Source organism: Lactobacillus agrestimuris, from assembly GCF_943193025.1.
In the GTDB taxonomy this organism is placed as follows: domain Bacteria; phylum Bacillota; class Bacilli; order Lactobacillales; family Lactobacillaceae; genus Lactobacillus; species Lactobacillus agrestimuris.
On record NZ_CALPCQ010000032.1, the window covers coordinates 1 to 17,263 of the forward strand.

Consider the following 17,263-nt stretch of genomic DNA (forward strand, 5'->3'; position numbering starts at 1 on the left):
TTGCTTCAAAAACTACCGAATGAAGAGATTTTGGATTCGGATACCCTTGAAGCCTATTTGCCATGGCAAGAAAAGGTGCAGACAATTTGTAAATAGAAAGCAAAAAGCACCGTTTAGTTAAAACGGTGCTTTTTCAATACACTGGGTTATTTGACGCTTACCTTTTTTTGTTACTTAGAAACCGATTTTATATTGAATAAATCAACGATAAATGTAATAATAACTATAGTTATACAATTTTTAATTGTGTAAAAACATAACATAACTTAAACATAATATAGTGGAGGATTATCAAGATGAAAAAGACCTTTAATAAAGGTGAAAGTCATCAACGTTTTAGTATCCGCAAATTGTCAATTGGTGTAGCATCCGTACTTGTCGGTTCTACATTTATGGTAATTAGCGGTGAACAAGTTCATGCTGATGAAACTAACGTTGACGATGCGTCACAAAAGACAGACGACAATGCAAGTGAAGATCAATCTGATCACGTAAAAGTACAATCAGATCAACAAGATGTTGTAGTAACTAAAAAAGATCAAATCTTAGATACTGCGGATGCATCTGCTACTGCAAAGGAAAAGCCTGACGAAGAGAAGACTTTACAAGTTGCACATAATAATGCGAATGATGAAGTAAAAACTGATTCACAAGAAGCAAAAGTAAATGACAATGGTCAAGAACCTGGTCAAGATGTTCCAAGTAACCTTCCGGTAGTGGATAATGCTACTAAAGAAGAATACTTAAAAGCGTTAGGTTTAACTCAACCAGATGCCCTTACTGCTGAACAACTTGAAAAGTTAGGCATTAATAGAGATACCTACCTTAAAGATGGCGTTAAATATAAAGCTATTGCAACTGCCATTGTTCAAACAGAAGATGGCTTTATTAATTTAGGAAATGTTCCAACATTTCATAATCAAGATGGTAGTTTAAATTTAAACTATTTTGAAAATATTAGCCAATATTTAGATGATCATTTTGAAGAAAATATTGATGCTGGCTTTGATATCGTAGGTTCAATTTACAAACCAAGTTATGCACCTTATGTTGAAGGCAAGACTATTTATATAAATGAAGGCGAAAGCTTAGATGATGCAGCAGCCAGAAGAGGTCTGCCAGATGAATATGAAGGCGCATATAAAGACATAGCTTGGGATAAGAATATCGAAACTCAAGTTGATATTAACAAGCCTGGTGAATATGAAGGCGCTATTGATATTACTTATGAAAATGGAGTAGGTATTTCAACTGGTGTTAAAGTTGTAATTGTTGATCTTAAAGGTAAGACAGTTTACAACTCAGTTGGCGATCCTGTTACTACTGATTTACCAAACTTAGTTACAGGTCAACCAGAAGGCTCAACTGACTACCACTGGGTAGACGGTAAAGCTCCTGGAACCGATAAAGTTGGTGAATCAACTGGTGAAATTTCTGTAACTTATCCAGATGGAAGCAAAGGCACTGCTACAGTAACTATAGTTACTTCAAATCCAACTTGGACAACACCTAAGACACCAATTAATACTGTTCCAGATCCAAGTTCAGTTGTCGTTCTCAATCCAGGTACTGAAGACATGGTTCCAGGTACTAAGATTGATTGGGTAACTCCACCAGACGTAACTAAGCCAGGTACTTCAACTGGTGTAGTTGTTGTAACTTACCCAGATGGTACAACTAAAGAAATTACCGGTCCTGTTGATGTTTACTCACCAACTAAGGTTGAAACCAAGGAAGTTATCAGAACTATTATTGATAAGGTTCCAAATGGTGAAGCTAAGACTATCACTCAAAAGGTTACCTTCACTCGTGAAGTAACAGTTAATGCTGATGGTAAAGTTGTTAAGGAAGGTGAGTGGAAGGCCGATGGTTCTGCAACTTGGGATGCCTACACTCCAGCTAAGGTTGACGGTTATACTGCTGATCCAAAGGAAATTGCTTCAAAGGCAGTAACTCCTGATACAGCAAATACTACTGTAACTATCAACTACACTAAGGATACTCCTAATACACCAGAAACTCCGGTGACCCCACCAGATCAACCAACTCAGCCAACTACTCCGGATCAACCAACAAATCCAGAAACACCAACCACTCCGGAAACTCCAAGTGTTCCAGTTAAACCAACTGAAACTCCAAGTACTCCAGACAACAATGGTGATGTTCGTCCACTTGCTCCGGATACACCAACTAAATCAAATACTAATAACACTGCGCCTTCTAAGTCAGCTGACTACGATGGCAATGGTAACAACTCAGTAAGACCACTTGCTACTCACACTAGTGCTGATAACACGCAAGTTAAGACTTTGCCACAAACTGGTGCTAAGAAGACAAACGGTTTTGTAGCTGCTATTGGTGCAGCAGTTGCCGCTGTCGGTGCATTGTTTGGTTTAGCTAGCCGTAAGAAGAGATACTAAAAAAATAAGAATAGTAAAAGATACAAAAATAGTTTAGTTATTATTTGTTTTGTTTTATATAAAGCAGTAAGTTATACAAACATAATTTTGTGAAATCTTTTGAATTAGTAAGTTTAGATGTTTATTTAGGTATATCCAAATAGAATCAAAATCAAAAACTAATTTATAATCACACAACTCGTTATTATGGGTTGTGTGATTTTTTTGTATCCAAATAATTTCGAGTTTATCTACAAAAATAAAGGCCTAAGGTTTCCTAGAAAACCATCGAATGCTATAATAAATTCAGCTAACTTTAAATTTTATAGAAGGGGTAACTGTGAATAACTTGAGAGAGACAGGGAATAATCAACCATTCACTGTAAACTTTATCGATCTTGATAACGATAATGCTAGCCTGGCTCACTTAGAAGAATTAAACTTGGATGATTTAAATGTCGACAAGATCATCCAAACTTTGCAACAAAAAGGTTACCAGCTGGTTAATAATGAATTTGATGCAAGTGCAACTTCAGAACATAATTTTGTTGTAACTTTTAAGCACTCATATCAAACAATTGATGCGGATCATCCTAATGATGATTTTCCAGCTAGTGATCTTCGCAAAACGGGTACGCAAATTGTTCATTATCAAGGCGCTGGAACTAGAACACCTATTGATAATGAATCACATGTCGTTTTCAATCGTAGTTTAATCTTTGACTTGGTTGAAAAGAAAGTTATTAAAGATAATGGCTGGACTAGACCTTCATTTAGAATCATTGGTACACCAGATGTACCTGGCTATGTGCCTAGTGATAGTTACGTCGGTGGGGATGAGGTCACTGTTGATGATCCAGATAGACACTACGTTGTAACTTACGAGGTCAACAATACACCATCACAAAATACTCAATCTGCAGTAATTGAGTTCGTTGACGTTGATGATCAAAACAAAGAAATTTCAACTTCAGGTAACTTAACTGGTGCTCCTTACACCCGGATTGATTACTCTCCAATTGGAGTAATCAATTATTTAGAGCATCAAGGATATAAGTTAATCGATAATGGTTTTAGCCCTAACGATGAAGCTCAATTCTTTGATAATAGCGATGATCACAAGCAGATCTACTTTATTTCAATGGGGCACATGCTTGCACAGGTTGATGCAACGCATCCACTCACTGGAATTGATTCAACTGATTATGAACGTGATCGTATTTCAACAGTTCACTATGTAGGTGCTGGCCCTCAAACTCCAGATGATAATACTCAAATTATCAAGATGAGTAGAAGTTTGACAGTTGACTGTGTATCTAAGGAAATTTTAGATAAGACTGTTTGGAAACCCGATAGTGAAAAGTTTGAACAAGTTACTACCCCTATCTTAGAAAACTATCACGCTAACAAGCGCTTTGTTCCAGGACGACTAGTTACTTCAGATCGTTTAGAGGAAACAGTTACTTATACTGCCAATGGACGCATTATTCCCGTTGATGAAAATGGTAATGAAATTGAAGGTGCACCTCACCCTCAATATCAAACAAGTCCAAAGGATGCAACTAAGGTTCTTGAAAATGAGCCAGTACCAGAAATTGAAGGCTACATTGCTAAGTTTGAAAATGTTAGTCCTAAGAATCCAAGCGAAGATACTTATGTGATCTACAACAAGAACTTAATCAATGAATTGCAAGAGTTACAAAATCGTGGTTTTGTTTTTGTTAATAATGGCTTGAATGCTGATACTGTTGCTCGTTCAATTGATAGTCATGATGATGATGCCCAAACTTATGCAATTGGACTTCGTCATGGTCATCAAAACGTTACGCCAGATAATCCAGGAAATCCTGGTGAACCAATTAATCCTAACTATCCAAATGGTCCTAAGTGGCCAGTTGGTACCGGACGTGATGATTTAGTTCGAATAGGTCGACAAATTGTCTCATACCGAGGGGCAGGGGATGAAACACCAGTTAACAACATTCAGCAAGTTGAATTTGCCCGTACCTTAATTATTGATCGAGTTACCGGTAAGATTTTGAAGGACAACGGTTGGAATGCCTTGAATCGTCAATTCGGTACTGTTACTACGCCAGTTGTAAATGGATTCCATGCAGATCACAAGATCGTTGGTGGACAAACAGTTTCACCAGATAATTTAACTGTTAAGGAAGTAGTTACCTATACTGCTAACGGTCAAATTGTTCCGGTAAATCCTAATGGACAACCAATTGCTGGTGCTGAGCACTTACGTTATCAAACAGATCCATCAGATCCAACTAAGGTTTTGAGCAATGAAACTGTTCCAGAAGTACCAGGATACATTCCAACTCAAACTACTGTTACTCCATCTAGTCCAAGTCAAGTAACACCAATTGTGTACAAGCCTGATAATTCTGATCGAGTTAAGATTACAGAAGTTGCGGAAGATAAAGATTAATAAAAATAAAAGAGCTGGGACATTTGCCCCAGCTTTTTTCAAAGCCATTTATCTAAAGAAAGGAGGGTTAACAAGTGGATAAATCAAAAGATGTACAACATCGTTTTTCTTTGCGAAAAGTTGGAAAAGATTTACTTTCAGTTTCAGTTGGGTTGCTTTTTGCGGGTTCAGTTGGCGAAAAACAGATGTCACAACAGGTTAAAGCTAGTGAGTTGCCTAATCATAATCAAGTTAGTCAAATTAAATCTAACCAACAAGTAGTTGCCTTTGGTAAGATCATTCCTGTAAATAAAAATGGACAACAAATTCCAAATGCACCAACTCCAGAGTATCGCCGGGATCCATTGAATCCGAATAAGGCGATTGCTACACCAGTTCCTAAGATTAAAGATTATCGCTTGGCTAAGAAAAATCAGACAAATAATCTAGATCTTGAAACACAAATGGTTTATCCACCAGCTAACCCCCAAGAGGATACTCGGATTATTTACATTAATTCACAAGTGAAAAAGAAAAATGAAAATAAGCAATCAGTAGTCCACTATGATAATCCTCAAGTACCTGCTGTGAATAATTCTAGTTCATCAAATTCATCAAGTTATCAACATGAGGATAATAGTTCTAACTATAATAATTACTCTCAATCGGTTGAAACCAACGGAAATATAAGTAATCCCAATTCTGCTCCATCTACTAGTTCAAGTTCTCAGTCAGCAGTGGATAATTCTGTGAATAATAATTATGATCACTCATCGTCAGATTATAGTTATAATAGTAGTAATAGGGATGATACTTTTCCGCAAAATTCCCGAACCGAGTCGGCTAATCCTCAAACTGAGAAGAAGCAGAATAAGTCGGCGAAGAAAGAGCATGTTTTTTCTAAGCGAGATATAGAAAATAAACCAAAGAGTAAGAAAAATAAAAAAGATCACGGTAATAAGCCGCGATCTGGGAGAAAGAATAATAGAGCAACAATGAAATTGCCAGAGGTGATTATGAATCCTGAAACTAAATTACCGCCTCGTCCATGTAAGGCGACGCTACAAGTAATTGATCAAGATGATCACGATAAAGTAATGACCAGTTTTTATAGTGAAGGGTTAGAAGGTGAAGTTATTGAATTTGATGACTTTACCACCTTTACAGTTTTACTTCGAAATGCCGGTTTTGAAATTGTAGAGACTATTAATGATCAAACTAAAAAAGTAATTGACCTTGATGCAGAAAATCCATTTGGCCAATATGGTCAAGAAGATGTGGATTTCACTATGAATTTGAAGCATAAGATGTTAGCAATTAGTGCAGACAATATTCCAAGTTCAGTTTCACTTAGTTTAGTAAGTAAGGAAGTTTTCTTAACTGTTAGCTATGCAGGAGCAGGAGACGAAAATCCAAAGGAAAACATCCAAAAAGCAATCTGGACAAGGACTTTGACTATGGATGAAGTTACTCATCAATTAGTTGATGATGGCAAGTTTAACACCCCATGGGTGGCTCATCCACTTGCTTACGATGCAGTAGAAACTCCAGAAATTGATGGCTATGAAGCTGATATAACTGAAGTTGAAAAAATCCCAGTTACTCAAGACGATATTGTTAAAACTGTGCATTATTTACCAGTTGAACAAGAGGATGAAGAAGTAGCTAAAGAGGTTGAACCAGAAGAGACAGAGGTAGAAGAAAAGCCGTCTTCAGAAGCTGAAAAGGCAGAATCAAATAGACCAGCAAAACCGTCAATTGGAGATATTGAAAAGCAAGCAGCTATATTGCTTGAAAAACTTTCTGATATGAGGATGAAGCGAGTTGAAATTTCAGATAAAGACAGTGAATCAGAATCTGAAGATGAAAAACAAGCTTCAGAAATTGATAGTAAGTCTGAAACTGAATCAGAGCAGCCTGAAAGTCTTTCTAGTGAAGCTAAAGAAACTGAAAAGGTTGAGCCGGCAACTAATTCTGAAGAAAATAGTGAATCAGATCCTGAACCTATTTCAGAAGGTGAATCAACTAAGTCAACTGCCAACAAAGATCAAGAAATTATAGAAGGTTCAGCCGCTCAAGAAAACCAATTGGAAGATCCTAAATCAGAACCTAAACCAAGTGTTAAGGAAGTTGAAGAAAAAGATTCAAAGCCAGTTGAAGAGACCTCTAAGATTGAAAAGGCTAAGGAAAAAGAAGCTCCAAAAACTAAGCGAGTTAAAAATTCTAAGAAGAATAAGCGCAAGAAGCAAAAGCGTAAAGCTAACAAGAAGATTCGTTTGCTAGCAAATCCAAAATTTGGAGCTATTATTCCAGTTGATGTTTACGGTAATTTGATTACTGATCCAAGAGATCCAAGTAAAGCAATTAAGCCGCAACATTTCTTGATTGATCCAGAAGATAGTCGACGTCCTTTAGCTGAGCAAGAAGTTCCACAAATTCCAGGTTGGGTTCCTACACAAGATACAGTCAGTCCAGCAAATCCATTAATCGATATTCCCGTTGTTTATCATAAAGTTGAAGAATAAGCATGTATAGAAAGATTAGGGTTTAGCTAATGAATGATGAAGTTAAGCATCAATTGCAAAAGGCCCGTCTAGAAATTGCAGATCAAGATAACGGGATGAAGCAAATTAATGAAAATGGATTAATGACTGCCTTCACGGCTCAAGGCCTGCCGCGATCAACGATTGAATTTTCGAATGTTAATCAGGTTTTACAAGAATTAAAAAAGCGTGGCTATATTTTTGTTAGCAGTAATTTGCCGGATGAAGCAACATTTGATGATATTAGTGATGATATTTTTACTAGTCAAAATTATCAAATTGTAATGCGTCATGCGACTCGACCAATTAATCCAGATTCACCGGCACCAGAATTTGGTTACGATAAACAAGCATTGTATCGAGATATTACTAGAAGTGTAACTTATTTTTCCGAAGAGGGAATTGAATTCGCTCCAGTTGTCCAACATGCTTATTTTGATGGATCAGGTTATATTGATGAAGTAACTGGTGAACTTGTGGCCACTAACTTAGATGGTTCAGTTAATACCAAAAAAGAGGGAGAGATTCATTGGTCACCGATGCAATTGCTACCGGAAATTCCTGCGTTAACAGGATACAAGATTGTGGCAGTTGATAGTAAAAATGAGTCAAAAACAGATGTCTTGCCGGATGGGACCGTTAGAGCGATTAGTATAGATCACAGTGCAAAGGACATGTGGTTAACAATTACACTAACTGCCCAAAGTAAAACAACTTTCAATATGGAAAAAGGTCAAAAGAGCCAAAATTTTAAAGTTGAGAAGCCTAACACTGCAAGTATAAGTAGTGCAGAAGGAGATTTAGGAATAATTGGGCTATCTGGAATAAAAAATATAATAAATAGTAATAATAGTTGATAATTTATTTTATAATTAAAAGTGTAATATTAATTTTAAGAATAGGATAAGAATTTATGGGATGGTTTAGTAAAAATAATCAAAAAGCTGTAATTAATTTTATCGATTTAGACAATGATTTAATGAGCATCGGTGAATCAGTTGAAGTAACTGGTCAAACTGGTGAAGAGATTGATTATGATCCTTCAGAAGCTATTAGTAAGCTTGAGGGACAAGGCTATGTTTTAGTTCGTAATAAGTTTGATGGTGATGGTGAAAAGCCTAAATTTACTGATGATACTGAAGTATTTTTGATTAGCTTCAAGCACGGTGAAAGAAAGGTTGATAGAGAGCATCCATTAACTAAGATTCCTAGTGAAGAATACATGAAGCCATTTACTTTCAAGGTTATCTTTGAAGGTACACCAACTAAGGTTAAGGATCATGTAGAAACTATTTATGAATCTCGTACTTTAACTGCCGATAAAGTAACCAATAAACAAATTCCAAATGGTCAATTTGATACCGATTGGAAGTTAGAAAAAGAAAAGTTTGACGATGTTGAAATGCCTGTTTTACCAGGTGCACATACTGATAAGAAGGTTGTTGAAGGTCCTGAAGTTGGCGACGAAGATGTAGAAGTAACAGTTAACTACGAACCAAATGGTCACTTGATTCCAGTTGATGAAAATGGTGATGAAATTCCAGATGTTGGACCATACCGCTTTGCAAGTGATAAAGAAGATCCAACTAAAGTTGCGGAAAATCAAATCGTTCCAGATCTTGAAGGTTACACTCACGAACAAGAAACTATTAGTCCTAAGGAACCAGGTAAGGATGTTGTTATTACTTACGAAAAGATTCCAGTTAAGGATAATTTATACATTGGTGAACAAGAAGATGCTGTAGAAGAATCTGATGCAGTAGAAAGTCCAGCAACTGAAAGTGCTGAACAAGCAGCAGCTGGTGAAGAAGCAAACGAAAGCGAAGAAAAAGGTGTTCAAAGACGTCTTGGTGAACAAATGGCAATCGTTAACTTCATTGATCTTGATAAAGATGGTAAGCAAATTACATCATCTGGTCCTCTTTATGGTTTACCAGGCGAAGTAATTAATGACTTATACAGTACTGAAGTACCAATGAAGGCTATCAAGGATGCTGGCTTTGAAGTTGTCTTCAATAATTTTGATGGTAAAGATCAAGTTCAAAAGTTCAACAATAATCACTTGCTAACACAAATCTTCACTGTTGGTTTACGCCACAAGAGACTAAACGGTAAGATGAACGACACTAAGCTTGATTCATATGAAGAAACAATCAAGAATTACGTTGCTGGTGATGACACTGATGCTAATGAATCAGAAGCAGTTATCAAGGTTGCCAGTGCTACAATGGAACTCTTGAATATGTTCATTGAAAAGAATAATAAGAATGTGACAGCTAAAAAAGAAAAAAATGCTGAAACTGAAAACGAAGATTAATTAATAGAAATCACTTGGGCTGAAGCCCAGGTGATTTTTATTTTTAAATAATTTATTAAGATGAATTATAATTTGTGACACAGCGTCAACCAGATGATATATTATATACATAGCAGAAATGTTATATCAAACAAAAGGAGGGAAGCTTATAGAAGATTGTTGAGATTGAAAAATCTTATATTCCTTAATTACTTTTTAAACGTTGCTATTGTCCCTAACGTAATAAATCAACTTTTATTATGCAATAGTCAACGTGTCCATTTTATTTCATTAGTTAAGTAGACTGATGAAAGATAAATCTCATTATTCTCATTCAACACAACTCCCTTAAAGAAGCTTAGTTTAGAAAAAGTCTAACCTAAGCTTTTTTCTTATTTTTTTAGTTATAATAAAGTAAATAATGATGTAAGGAGAAAACAATGAGATTAATTTCATGGAATATTGATTCATTAAATGCGGCCTTAACTAGTGACTCAGCAAGAGCTCAAGTAACTAGAGAAGTGTTAAAAAAAGTGCATGACCTAGATCCAGATATTATTGCTATTCAAGAAACTAAATTAAGAGCAACTGGACCAACTAAGAAACATCAAGAAATTTTGGCAGAAATGTTTCCAGAATATGATTATGTCTGGCGCTCTTCTGAAGAGCCTGCAAGAAAAGGCTATGCTGGGACAATGTATTTATACAAAAAGGACTTAAAACCAGAAGCTTCATACCCTGTTATTGGGGCGCCAGAACCAATGGATTCAGAGGGTAGGATAATTACCTTAGAATTTCCTAAATTCTTTGTGACGGAGGTTTATACGCCAAATTCAGGCAATGGCTTGAAGCGATTAGCTGAGCGTCAAGTTTGGGATGAAAAATACATTGAATATCTAAAGAAACTGGATGAGCAAAAACCAGTGATTGTTAGCGGTGATTACAATTGTGCTCATACTCCAATCGATTTGAAGCATCCCGAAAGCAATCACCATTCTGCAGGATTTACTGATGAAGAAAGAGAAGACTTCACTAAGTTATTAGATGCAGGATTCACTGATTCATTTAGAAAAGTTAACGGAAACGTTGAAGGAGTGTACTCCTGGTGGGCACAAAGAGTTAAAACAGCTAAAGCAAATAATTCAGGCTGGAGAATTGATTATTGGCTAACAAGTAATAGAATTGCAGATAAAATAAAGCGGTCTGAAATGATTGATACAGGTAGTCGTGCTGATCATTGCCCGATATTATTAGATATTGACATCTAAATTTTTCTTAAAAGCATTCAAAATTGAATGCTTTTTTTAATTGGTCTATGTATAATATAAAAGTATTTATTGTGTTAGGAGTGAAATGAGTGAGCGAAGAGAAAAATTGGGCTCTTGAACAGAACTTAAAATATAATCGTTTAACAGCCTTTAAGTTGTTTGCGATGACAAGTTCGATGGTTATTTCGGTTAACGAATTAGCGCCATTTGGTAAAACTGGTCCAACGGCTTTATTTTATTTATTGATTGCCGGAATTATTTGGTTTATTCCAATTACGCAAATGGCCGGTGAAATGGCTTCGATTTCCGGCTGGGAAAAGGGAGGTATTTTTACTTGGGTTAAAGATACTTTAGGCGAAAGAACTGGCTGGACAGCACTATGCTATCAGTGGGTGCACATTACTGTAGGGATGTGTACGATGATGTATGTGATCATTGGGGCTCTTTCGATTACATTTAATACCCCATGGTTTAATACGACTCCTTGGGTTAGATTTCTTTTAATGATGATAATCTTATGGCTTACAACTGCCATTCAGGTTATCGGAGTTAGAAAAATCGGTCGAATCGCTGAATGGCTATTTATTTTAGGAATTGCAATTCCAGTTATTACTATTATCATCGGCTTTTTAGTTTATGTGATTCAAGGCCATCATCTTTATATGAATATTAATTGGCATACAATCTTGCCGCATGAACTTAATGGAACTACTTTAGTAGCTTTTGTACCATTTATTCTTGCCTTCTGTGGTGGTGAAGCTTCTGCACCTCACGTTAAAAATTTGGAAAATCCAAAGTCATATTCTAAGGTTATGCTTGGTCTTGCCGTTACTGCAATCTGCTTCGACCTCTTCGGTAGTATGGCAATTGGAATGACTGTTCCAAAATCAGAAATTCGAAATAGTACGGGATTTGTTTATGCTTATGGCGTTTTGATGAATTCAATTGGTTTAGATGGTAATTTAATCCAAAAGATCGTCGGAATTCTTTTGGCAACCGGAGTTATTGGTCAACTTGGAAACTGGATTTCAGGTCCTAACCAAGGAATGCTTGTTGCCGCAAAGCAAGGTTACATGCCAAAGTACTTTGCTCACACAACTAAGCGTGGAGTGCCGTTTAGATTAATGGTTGTTCAATCATTGATTGTTACTGTTGCTTCAGTCTTAATTACATTTACTAGTGGTAAAGATGCGGACGTTGCTTTCAATATTTCACTTGCAGGAACAACAGCCCAATACTTAATGGTTTATATGATTATGCTTGTGGCTTACATTGTTTTGAAAAAGAATCATGATGATATTCCTCGTGCATACTATATGGCCAAAGGTAAGATAAAGGGTATTATTATTGCAGCGATTGCGATGGTAATTACAGTCTTGGCATTCTTTGTTACTTTTATTCCAGCCGAAGGAACACCTGACAACTTACGCTTTACTTATGTGGTTTTATTAATCGGAATGTGTGTAGTTGTCACAATTGTTCCAATAGTTCTTTATCACTATAAAGATAAGTGGACATGGTAAAAACTAAAAATAGAGGTTCAGCAATTGAACTTCTATTTTTTTCTACGTAAAATTATGCTAAGAGGTTTGATTAATGAATAAAGTACTTAAAGACGCTATTTTAAATGGCTTTTATGATAGTGATTATCCTGGTCATGAAGTATTAGGCCCTAAATTGCTTGCTAATAATCAGGATGATAAAATTTGGACAAATTTAAAGAGAGAGTTATTAACTTGTACAAGCTTTACTTGGGCAGTAGCTTTTATTACTCAAGATATGCTGGTCCCATTTAAACTGGTAATGGCGGACTTGAACAAGAAAAATGTTACAGGAACAATCATTACAGGGGATTATCTTGGCTTCAACAATCCAAAAGTATTTGTCGAACTTAAGAAAATTCCTAATTTGAAGATTAGACTTGCAAGTGAAGCTGGCTTTCATGCTAAAGGGTATTTGTTTAAACATGCCGACTTTGAGACAGTAATCATTGGTAGTGCCAACTTTACTCGTTCAGCTTTGATTAGAAATTATGAATGGTCTCTAAAGCTTAGTTCAACTCACAATGCGAACTTTTACCAGCAAATTTCTAGCCAAATTAAGAAGCTGGAAGAAAACAGTGTTCCACTTACAGATGAATGGTTGAAAGAGTATCAAGATAGTTGGATTGAACCCGTAAGTAAAATTAAAGAGAAGCAAAAGCCAGATAAGATTCAACCTAATAAAATGCAACAGGCAGCTTTGAAGAATTTAAAGGCCCTAGTTGATGACGGACAGAAAAAAGCCCTGATCGTTTCTGCCACAGGAACTGGTAAGACATATTTGGGAGCTTTTGCAGTAAAAGATTATCAGCCGAAGAAGTTTCTATATATTGTTCACCGCAGGCAAATTGCAGAAAAATCACTGGAGAGTTTTTATCGTGTAATTGGTGGGAAGAGGTCAGACTATGGAATCTTGTCGGCGAATAGGCATGACTTTGATAAAAAGTTTCTTTTTGCGACTGTACAAACATTAAGCCAAGATGATGTGCTAGCAGAACTAAACAGGCGAGAGTTTGATTACATCTTAATTGATGAAGCTCACCGTTCAGCTGCTCCAAGTTATCAAAAAGTTTTGCAATATTTTGAGCCAAACTTTTTACTTGGAATGACGGCTACGCCTGAGAGAATGGATGAGCAGAATATTTATCAGATTTTTGATTATAATTTGGCATATGAGATCCGCTTAAGGGATGCATTGGAAGAAAAGATGCTGACACCTTTTCACTATGTTGGTGTGCAGGATTATGAGGAAAATGGCGAAATAGTTGATGATACTACCTCTTTACGCTATTTAACTGCGGATAAGAGAGTGCAGTATATTCTAAAAGAGCTAGATTATTATGGCTATTGTGGAGATAAGGCAAAAGGACTAGTTTTTTGCAGTCGTCAAAAAGAAGCTAAAGCTTTGGCGGATAAATTTACTGAAGCAGGGCATAAGGCATTGGCTTTAACTAATGAAGATAGCGAAAGTAAACGCCAAGAAGCAGTTGAGGCATTAGAAGTTGGCAAAATTGAATATATTGTGACAGTTGATTTATTCAATGAAGGTGTGGATATTCCATCTTTGAATCAGATTATTATGCTTAGAAATACCCAGTCTAGTATTGTCCTTATTCAGCAATTAGGACGCGGATTAAGAAAATTCCCTAAGAAAGACTTTGTAACTGTCATTGATTTTATTGGAAATTATAAAAATAATTATTTAATTCCAATTGCTTTGAACGATGATACTAGTCGTGATAAGGATCGGATTAAATGTGAAGTCCAGATTGCAGATTTTATCGGTTTATCAACTATCAACTTTAGTCAGATTGCTAGTGAACGAATTTTACAATCCTTAGATAAGATCAAGCTTGATAGTTTACGTGAGCTAAAAAAATCATATTTAGAATTAAAAGAAAAAATTGGTAGAATTCCATTATTACAAGATTTTTATCACTATGGCTCTACTTCGCCGTTAGTTTTTGCTAAAAATAATTCTGTAGAAAACTACGGAGTCTTTTTACAAAAGATGGGTGAGGAGATCAAACTCAGTAAAAAGCAGTCGCAAGTATTGGCTTATGTTACCAAAGAACTGATGAATGGAAAAAGAATTCATGAACTACTTTTACTTAAGTTGTTGCTGAAACAAGGCGGTGAAATCAGTAGTGAGCTTTATATTAATAAACTTAAGCAAGCTGGTACCTATGTGGATCAGGCGACTCTAGATTCAATAGATGACATTTTGACTTTATCATTTTTTGATGTCAAAAGTGGGAAGACGACTAAGAAAGAGCAATACGGCGGCGAGAGTTTAATTGAGCATGATTTGTTAAGTTATAGTTTTAGTAAGTCACTTAAGGAATTTTTACAAGAGGTTGATTTCGCTAAATTATTTAGGGATGTCATTGAAACTGGTTTGTTAATTAACCAAAATTATCAAAAGCAAGAGCAATTTACACTCTATCAGCAATATGATCGCAAGGATGTCTGTCGTTTGCTGAATTGGCCAGTTGATGTTAGTGCACCTATGTATGGCTATCGCGTCGGTGAAAAAGAGACTCCGATTTTTATCACTTATAAAAAAGATTCAGATGAAAAACGAAATGCAATTTATAATAATGAGTTATCTGATGGTCGCAGTTTACGTTGGTATACGAGAAGTCCGCGTCATTTAGATTCAGATGAAGTTCAGCGTTTGCTTAAACCGAAAATGAAGCTGCATCTTTTTGTAAAAAGAAGTGATGCTGTAGGGAAGAAATTTTTCTATTTAGGTGAAGGATCAATTGATTACGATTCAGTTAGAGAAGAAGAACTTGGACCAAAGAAAAAAGCAGCTGTCGGTATGGACCTGATTTTAAAAGCTCCACTAACAGCTGCAATGCAGGAAATAATATTTGGAAATTAAAAAAGCTGCCATGGGCAGCTTTTTGTTTTACTTAGAAGTAAAAGTATTTGGTTTGATGTGGTTTAAGATTTGATAACCAACTGCTTTAGCAGCACTTTCATTATCAACGGTTTGGTTTAAGAACATTACTAAACCGTTTTGATTATCAGTGGTCATTTGGAACCAATCAGCGAAGTGGGTTCCTGCTAAGTTACCATATGCCATCTTTAGAGTGTCGTTGTTTTTCAAATATACACCACCAGAGTATTCGGTAGTTTTTGCCTTTAAGTGAGTTAAGTAATGGAAATCAGAACTTGAAAGAATGCTACCGTCCATTAAACCAACTTGCATCTTGTAATAATCCTTTGGGGTTGAGAATAAGTTTCCAGCACCAGGAAGTTGAGAAGCTAATGAACGTTTTACATATGCAGCGTTTTGGTAATTTTTACTACCATTCCAAATATATGAAATTGAATCGGTCATTGAACCAGGAATATTTTGGTAAAGGAAAGTATGTTGAAGACCAAGTTTATTGATGATTCTTTCTTGGAAGTTTTGTTCATATGATTTACCAGTTATTGATCTAATAATTCCAGCAAGAAGAATATAGTTAGTATTATTGTAGTAATAAGTACCAATTGGTGTATTTGGAGTGGCGTTAGCATTATTAACGATCCACTTAATTGCGTTTTCTTCAGAATAATTAATGCCACGATTTACTTCGGTACCGGTAGCAGTAATTCCTGAAGTATGAGTAAGTAAATTACCGATAGTAATCTTGTTTGCATTCTTTAAATTAGGATAGAAACGAGAAATCTTTGTATATTGAGTAATTTGATTATTGGTATTTGCTGTTTCGTTGATTAATTGAACGATCATTGCACCGGTAAGAACTTTTTGGAGTGATGCGGTTGGATAAACAACTTTTTGGTTACCATTACCGATTCTTTTACCATACCAAGCGTAACCATAGCTGATTTGTTGAGGCTGACCGTCTTTGATGACAACTACGCTTCCACGAACGTGGTTTTGAGCCATGGTGTTTCGAACAAAGCTACGCATTTCAGATTTTTCTTCAGCAGTAGCCGCTTGAGCAGTTTGAACGCTAGGGATGTAAGCCGCTGGAACAGATAATCCTAGCATTGCAACTGCAAGTGTTATTATTTTTTTCTTCAAAATGGATAAAGCTCCCCTCAGAATTTGTTTATTTGTATTATAAAACTTCATTGTTAATAAATGGAGTTAATTTTGTTAAAATTTGATAACAAAGTTGCTACAGAAAGGAAAAAGAAAATGGCGGCAAGAAAAATTATTAGAGATCAAATGATTTTGATGAGAAAATCAACAGATGCAAAACCAGATGATAAGAAAATTGCTGAAGATTTACGTGACACATTATTAGCCAATAAAGATAAGGCAATTGGTTTAGCAGCAAATATGATAGGAAAAAGTAAAAAGATAATTGCGGTTTTTATTGGACCTTTCCCTGTCGTGATGCTCAATCCTAAAATTGTGAAGTCAGAAGGAAAATATTTAACTGAAGAGGGATGTCTATCACTTGATGGTGTGCGAAAGACAGCTAGATATGAAAAGATTTGGGTTGAATATGAAGATTTAAGCTTCACGAAAAGAAGTGCAGAGTACGATGGAATAGCGGCTGAAGCAATTCAGCATGAGATCGATCATACAAAGGGAAAAATAATTTAGAAAAAGTAGTTGACGAAAGGAAGAAGAGAGAGTAGTATATTTAACTGTCGTCAGGTGATAAAGAAGGCGACGAAATAAAGAATAAAAAGTTGTTGACAAATAGTTAACAAACGAGTATTATTAAATACGTTGTCGAATGACAATAGGTAGTACATTGAAAACTGAACAAAGTTTCGCTAAAAGTGTGCGGGTGTAAGAACCCAAACAAAGAAGCGAAGTCAATT

Annotated in this window: 10 protein-coding genes; 9 read left to right on the forward strand and 1 reads right to left on the reverse strand. The window is 35.8% G+C overall.

Features of this window, described 5'->3' with window-relative positions; translation table 11 throughout:
• The first annotated feature begins 296 nt into the window (after window positions 1–296).
• The 8 genes from NFR82_RS08175 (at window position 297) to NFR82_RS08220 (ending at window position 15,353) form a co-directional block, all read left to right on the forward strand.
• Window positions 297–2,420 carry a Rib/alpha-like domain-containing protein gene (locus NFR82_RS08175; protein ID WP_277612436.1) on the forward strand — a complete coding sequence of 708 codons (2,124 nt, stop codon included), beginning with the start codon at window positions 297–299 and terminating at the stop codon, window positions 2,418–2,420.
• Window positions 2,421–2,739: 319 nt separating this feature from the next.
• Entirely contained in the window at window positions 2,740–4,839 is a 2,100-nt protein-coding gene (locus NFR82_RS08190) for a mucin-binding protein (protein ID WP_251717801.1), read from the forward strand.
• A gap of 74 nt (window positions 4,840–4,913) precedes the next feature.
• Window positions 4,914–7,343, forward strand: a complete 2,430-nt coding sequence (locus tag NFR82_RS08195) for a mucin-binding protein (RefSeq protein WP_251717802.1) — start codon at window positions 4,914–4,916, stop codon at window positions 7,341–7,343.
• A 29-nt stretch (window positions 7,344–7,372) separates the two neighbouring features.
• The gene (locus NFR82_RS08200) at window positions 7,373–8,218 is read left to right on the forward strand and encodes a mucin-binding protein (RefSeq protein ID WP_251717803.1); all 846 of its coding nucleotides are present in this window, start codon (window positions 7,373–7,375) and stop codon (window positions 8,216–8,218) included.
• 56 nt (window positions 8,219–8,274) lie between these two features.
• Window positions 8,275–9,678, forward strand: coding sequence for a mucin-binding protein (locus tag NFR82_RS08205; RefSeq protein ID WP_251717804.1), 1,404 nt, complete (start codon window positions 8,275–8,277; stop codon window positions 9,676–9,678).
• Between the two features lie 419 nt (window positions 9,679–10,097).
• Window positions 10,098–10,925 carry an exodeoxyribonuclease III gene (locus NFR82_RS08210; RefSeq protein ID WP_251717805.1) on the forward strand — a complete coding sequence of 276 codons (828 nt, stop codon included), beginning with the start codon at window positions 10,098–10,100 and terminating at the stop codon, window positions 10,923–10,925.
• 89 nt (window positions 10,926–11,014) lie between these two features.
• Window positions 11,015–12,448, forward strand: coding sequence for an amino acid permease (locus tag NFR82_RS08215; RefSeq protein ID WP_251717806.1), 1,434 nt, complete (start codon window positions 11,015–11,017; stop codon window positions 12,446–12,448).
• 73 nt (window positions 12,449–12,521) lie between these two features.
• Window positions 12,522–15,353 carry a DEAD/DEAH box helicase gene (locus tag NFR82_RS08220; RefSeq protein WP_251717807.1) on the forward strand — a complete coding sequence of 944 codons (2,832 nt, stop codon included), beginning with the start codon at window positions 12,522–12,524 and terminating at the stop codon, window positions 15,351–15,353.
• Window positions 15,354–15,380: 27 nt separating this feature from the next.
• Here NFR82_RS08220 and NFR82_RS08225 read toward each other — a convergent pair whose 3' ends face one another.
• Window positions 15,381–16,394: a serine hydrolase domain-containing protein gene (locus NFR82_RS08225; protein ID WP_420908770.1), complete on the reverse strand. Its 1,014-nt coding sequence runs from the start codon at window positions 16,392–16,394 to the stop codon at window positions 15,381–15,383.
• Between the two features lie 231 nt (window positions 16,395–16,625).
• Between NFR82_RS08225 and NFR82_RS08230 the strand changes: the two genes are divergently transcribed.
• Window positions 16,626–17,039 (forward strand): peptide deformylase, encoded by a 414-nt coding sequence (locus tag NFR82_RS08230; protein ID WP_251717810.1) that lies wholly within the window; start codon window positions 16,626–16,628, stop codon window positions 17,037–17,039.
• Window positions 17,040–17,263 lie beyond the last annotated feature (224 nt).